The organism is Gammaproteobacteria bacterium (assembly GCA_028817255.1).
GTDB lineage: Bacteria > Pseudomonadota > Gammaproteobacteria > Porifericomitales > Porifericomitaceae > Porifericomes > Porifericomes azotivorans.
Window position 1 is genome coordinate 1 of sequence record JAPPQA010000182.1, and the last position, 5,001, is coordinate 5,001.

Below are 5,001 nucleotides of genomic sequence, written 5' to 3' on the forward strand. Positions count from 1 at the left end.
CGTACAGCAGCAGCGGCCCGAGTACCGCGGCGGCCAGCGCCGCTGCGTCGCCGCCGTGCCTGAAAAAAGGCGCGGGCAGGAATCTGAACGCGCTAAGCGGAGATCGCAGCCGCTGCGCTATCGCCTGCTTCCCCATGGGCGTCCCGGCAGCTCGGCGCGATGTTAATCTTCGTGGCTCCCCGACGCTCCGGCAACGTTCTCCAGGCTCCCGGCCGGGGCGTGCTTGTCATCCGAATGCAGGCGATACACGTACAGATTCGCCGTCAGAAAATTGACGACGCCGCCAAGGACAACGCCGCAAACGAGCGCCAACAACCGGTAGTCGGAAAAGACGGGGACAAAGGAGGTCAAGACAATGTAAGTGCCGTAGCTCACGCCGAATCCGAGCAGGCTGCTGGCTACGAACCCGGCCCATTGGCGCGCGCACGGGCGATGGCTGCGCCCGCTGAAAGACAAATTTCGATTGAGCCACCAGTTCCAGGTGACCGCCGGCCAGAACGATATAAACCGCGCCAGGCGGTGCCCCAGGCCAAGCCATTGCAGGCACAGGTAGCAGACTACATCAACGATAAAACCGCTGGCGCCCACGAAACCGAAGTACAGCATCCGCAACAAGTCCCCGAACCGGTGCAGATACAGGCGGTGCAAATGACGCAGATAGTCGAATCTCTGCCGCCAACCCATCTTGCTGTCGCCCCGGTCCCGGTCTTGAAATTCATAGGGCACCTCTTTGAGCCGCGGCTGCAGGCGCACCATGAGCTCGAGCGCGATCTTGTAGCCGACGGGGCGCAGCGTACTCGGTTCTGGGCCCGGCCCCGGAAGCAGCCGGCGGCGAATCGCGAAGAACCCCGACATGGGATCGGAGCAATTCACGAGCGGCAGCGTCAACACGGTCGCCAGGCGCGAATTCAGAAAGCGCCACAGACCCCACGCGCGCCCGAAGGAGCCGCCGGAAACGTAGCGGCTGCCGATCGCCATGTCGCAGTCGCCATCCAGGGCGGCAAGCAGGTCCGGGATGCGTTCGGGAGGGTGCGACAGGTCGGCATCCATCACGACCACCCGCTCGCAACGGCTGAGCCGGAGCCCCTGCAACACCGCGAGAGACAGGTCCCGGGGCACAGCGCGGCGCACCTCCATGCGCACCGGCAGGCGCCGCGCCAATTCCGCGACGACGGCCTCGCTGCCATCGCCCGAGTCGTCGTCAATCAGCAGCAACTCCCACTCGATTCCGCTCCCGGACAGGGCGGCGCGTATTCGTTCGGCCAAGGTCGGGATGTTCGCCGCCTCGCGAAAGGTCGGCACGACTATGGATACCTCCCGGGGGCGCGCGCCGCGGGCAGAACCTTGCATGGTCACCCGACCGCCGGCCGCCCGGCGCCAGCAGTCCGTTGCGGCGCCCGCGCGCCTTCGGGCATCGCGCGGCTCTCCCGGTTCGCGGCGGCCGGTTCGCGGCGGCGTTGGCGCGCGCCGGCAAGGAACGCAGGAGCGGCGCAATGCCGGCGCCGCCCGGCAGGCAGGGGAGTTCGGGTAACGCCGCCCCCCCTCACGCGGGTTCTCGCAATTCCTGTTCCGCCTCCGTCAGGCTGTTGACGAAGGCCTCGCGGCCGAACAGGCTCTCGGAATATTTCTTGATGCTTCTCCGCGCCAACAGCGGCAGCTTGATCCCGTAATGCGGGAGACGCCACAGCAAGGGGGCCATGCAACAGTCGGCCAGAGTGTATTCGTCGGACATGAAATAAGGCTTCCTGGAGAACACGCCGGCAAGGGCGGCGAGGTGTTCCCGCAGCACCTTGCGCGCATCGGCGGCGGCAATCTCGTTCTCTTCGTTCAATCTTACCGTCAATTGATAGAGGTCGCGCATGACACGGTACCGCAACTGGCGGTTATGCGCCCTGGCGACGGGGTCCACGGGCATCAAGGGCGGGTAGGGGAAGCGTTCGTCCAGATACTCGGCCATGATCTGGGGCTCGTACAATGCCAGGTCGCGGTCCACCAAAGTGAGGATGCCGTCATATGGGTTGCGTTCCGCCACCGCCTCCGGGATCTCGTTCTCGACCAGGACGATCTCCACTTCCACGTTCTTCTCTTCGAGGACGATGCGCACCATATGGTCTATGGGGTGATCGGGTCTGGAGTAAAGTTTCATCGTGGACATGTACGTTACCGGATAAGGCGACGGCGCGCAGGCAAAATGCCCCGGCGGCGGCAAGGCTCCATGCCGACGTGCGGAACTATTTTATGTCGCGCCAATATTCTCTTTTCAGCAGGTAGGTAACGATAACCAGGAGCAAGAGGTAGAAACTGACCCAGGCGCCGACGCGGCGGCGGCTTTGCTGGATCGGTTCCGAAAGGTACACCAGAAAGTTCACCAGGTCTGCCGCCAGCTCCTTGTATTCCCGCTCGTCCAGGGTGCCGGGCCGCACCAGTTCCAGCCGTTCGATGACCTGCCGCTCCTTGCCCTGCGCGTCCAACACCTTCCGGTAAACGGGCTGTTGCGCCCCCTGCAGCTCCCATAGCACGTGCGGCATGGCAGTATCCCGGAACACCAGGTTGTTGGTGCCGAAAGGGCGGCCGGGGTCTTCGTAGAAGGTCAGCAGATACGTGTACAGCCAATCCGCCCCGCGCGAGCGCGCGACCAGGGAAAGGTCGGGGGGCGCGACCCCGAAGTACTGGGTGCCGGCCGCCTCGCTCATGGCGTTAGCCATGGTGTCTCCCGGGTTGTCGGTGCCGAACATAAAGTTCTCCCGCAGCGCCTGCTCCGGTATTCGCAAATCCCGGGCCAGCCTCTGATAGCGCATGTAGGCGGCGGCGTGGCAACCGGCGCAATAATTGACGAATACGTGCGCGCCTCTTTGCAACGAGCGGATATCGGACAGGGAGACGCTGGCCTCCATGAGGTTCCGATCCGCGGATGCCGCCAGGACTCCCCCCGGGAAAGCGAGCAGCAAAAGAGCCGGAAGCGACGCAACGCTCCGGAGGCGCCTCGCCGGCTTCATCGGCAGACCACCCGCTCCGGGGGGTTCCGCACCGGGTCCCACTTGCTGTAGAAGGGCATCAGAAAAAAGAACAGGAAGTAAATGACCGTGAAGAACCGGGACATAATGGTGTAGAGCGGCGTGACGGGCTGTATGCCCAGCCAGCCGAGGAACAGGAAGCTAACCACAAAACAGGCCAGTGCCGCGCGGAACATCCAGCCCCGGTAGCGTATGGAACGGACCGGGCTGCGGTCCAGCCACGGCAACAGGAACAACAAAAAGACGGCGACGCCCATGGCCACTACGCCGAAGAGCTTGTCCGGCACGGCGCGCAGGATGGAGTAGAAGGGCGTGAAGTACCATACCGGGGCGATGTGCTCGGGCGTCTTGAGCGGGTTGGCCGGCTCGAAGTTGGCGGGTTCCAGGAAATACCCCCCCATCTCCGGGGCGAAAAACAGCACCAACGAGAACAGCAACAGGAACACGGAGGCCCCGAAGATGTCTTTCACCGTGTAGTAAGGGTGGAAGGGGATGCCGTCGAGGGGGACTCCGTCCTGCCCCTTTTTGTCCTTGATCTCGATCCCGTCGGGGTTGTTGGAACCGGTCTCGTGCAGCGCCAGGATGTGCAGGCCCACGATCGCCAGCAGCATCAGGGGAATGGCGATCACGTGCAGCGAGAAGAAACGGTTCAGGGTGACATCGGAAACCTCGAAGTCGCCGCGAATCCACAGTGCCAGGTCGTCGCCGATCACCGGCACCGCGCTGAACAGCGAGATGATGACCTGCGCCCCCCAGTAGGACATCTGGCCCCAGGGGAGCAGGTAGCCGAAGAACGCCTCGGCCATCAGCAGAAGGTATGCGAACATCCCCAGGATCCAGGTCAACTCGCGCGGCGACTTGTAGGAGCCGTACAGGAGCGCGCGGAACATATGCAGATAAACGACGATGAAGAAAGCCGAGGCGCCGGTGGAGTGGAGGTAGCGAACCAGCCATCCCCAGGAGACGTCGCGCATGATGTATTCCACCGAGGCGAAGGCCAGGTCGGCGGCGGGCTTGTAGTTCATGGTCAGCCAGATCCCGGTGACCAGCTGCATTACCAGCACCAGAAGCGACAGCGCGCCAAAGAAGTACCAGAAATTGAAGTTCTTCGGGGCGTAGTAGCGGGCGAGGTGCTCGTTCCACAGGCGGCTCAGAGGAAAGCGGAGATCGATCCACTTCAGCGCATGGGAGAAGAGTCTGTCAGCGCGGAGCATCGTCTTCAGGCCACTTCGGCGTCTTCGCCAATCCGGATGCGAGTGTCGCTCAGGAACCGATAACTGGGCACGACCAGGTTGTTGGGCTGTGCCGGAACTCCCTTGTAAACGCGCCCGGCCAGATCGAAGCGCGAACCATGGCAGGGACAGAGAAAGCCGCCCTTCCAGGGCTCTTCGAAGGAGTGCGGGTCTTCCGGGCGCAGATATACCGGCGAGCAGCCCAGGTGGGTGCAGCGGCCTACGATCACCAGGTATTCGGGGCGCCGCGAACGGTGCGGGTTATGGGCGTATTCCGGCTGATTGTCGTACTCCGAGCCGGGGTCGCTGAGCGCCTCGTCGAGACTGCCGAGGGCGTCCAGCATCTCCGGGGCGCGGTGCAGCACCCATACCGGCTTGCCGCGCCATTCCACCACACGCAATTCGCCAGGCTGAAGCCCGCCGATATCCACGTCCACCGGGCGGCCGATGACCCGGGTCCTGGCGCTGGGCATCATCATGGAGAGAAAAGGCAATGCGGCCGCCGCGACCCCCGCGCCCCCGAGAACAGTGGCCACTGTGGTCAGAAATCTCCGCCGGTTCCGGTAGAAGTCGTTTTCCGTCTCGTTTTCCGTCGTCATTTCGCGCCCCCTATTTCGCGCCCTCCGCGCTCCCTGAAACGAAAATGCCATTATAACAGATTGCGCCCCCGGTTCCCGCCCCGCCATTCCCATGCCCCCACCTCGCCATTCCCGCGCAGAGCTTGCCCCTGGCTTGAACAGGGGCGGGAATCCAGC

General features: G+C 63.7%; 5 protein-coding genes. All 5 read right to left on the bottom strand.

The annotated features are described in order from the left end of the window. Positions 1 to 162: 162 nt before the first annotated feature. Positions 163 to 1,350 carry a glycosyltransferase family 2 protein gene (locus OXU43_07400; GenBank protein MDD9824980.1) on the bottom strand — a complete coding sequence of 396 codons (1,188 nt, stop codon included), beginning with the start codon at positions 1,348 to 1,350 and terminating at the stop codon, positions 163 to 165. Positions 1,351 to 1,543: 193 nt separating this feature from the next. Then, complete coding sequence (locus tag OXU43_07405) at positions 1,544 to 2,155, bottom strand: glutathione binding-like protein (GenBank protein ID MDD9824981.1); 612 nt, start codon at positions 2,153 to 2,155, stop codon at positions 1,544 to 1,546. Positions 2,156 to 2,231: 76 nt separating this feature from the next. Beyond that, positions 2,232 to 2,996 carry a cytochrome c1 gene (locus tag OXU43_07410; GenBank protein ID MDD9824982.1) on the bottom strand — a complete coding sequence of 255 codons (765 nt, stop codon included), beginning with the start codon at positions 2,994 to 2,996 and terminating at the stop codon, positions 2,232 to 2,234. Next, positions 2,993 to 4,228: a cytochrome bc complex cytochrome b subunit gene (locus OXU43_07415; GenBank protein ID MDD9824983.1), complete on the bottom strand. Its 1,236-nt coding sequence runs from the start codon at positions 4,226 to 4,228 to the stop codon at positions 2,993 to 2,995. Before OXU43_07415 ends, OXU43_07410 begins: the two co-directional genes overlap by 4 nt. A gap of 5 nt (positions 4,229 to 4,233) precedes the next feature. Next, entirely contained in the window at positions 4,234 to 4,845 is a 612-nt protein-coding gene (gene petA, locus OXU43_07420; GenBank protein ID MDD9824984.1) for a ubiquinol-cytochrome c reductase iron-sulfur subunit, read from the bottom strand. Between the last annotated feature and the right edge of the window lie 156 nt (positions 4,846 to 5,001).

What these genes read in the sequence shown, in the direction of transcription:
- OXU43_07405 (MDD9824981.1), bottom strand. Translation starts at nt 2,155, where the DNA reads ATGTCCACGATGAAACTTTACTCCAGACCCGATCACCCCATAGACCAT.
- OXU43_07400 (MDD9824980.1), bottom strand. Translation starts at nt 1,350, where the DNA reads ATGCAAGGTTCTGCCCGCGGCGCGCGCCCCCGGGAGGTATCCATAGTC.
- OXU43_07415 (MDD9824983.1), bottom strand. Translation starts at nt 4,228, where the DNA reads ATGCTCCGCGCTGACAGACTCTTCTCCCATGCGCTGAAGTGGATCGAT.
- OXU43_07410 (MDD9824982.1), bottom strand. Translation starts at nt 2,996, where the DNA reads ATGAAGCCGGCGAGGCGCCTCCGGAGCGTTGCGTCGCTTCCGGCTCTT.
- petA (MDD9824984.1), bottom strand. Translation starts at nt 4,845, where the DNA reads ATGACGACGGAAAACGAGACGGAAAACGACTTCTACCGGAACCGGCGG.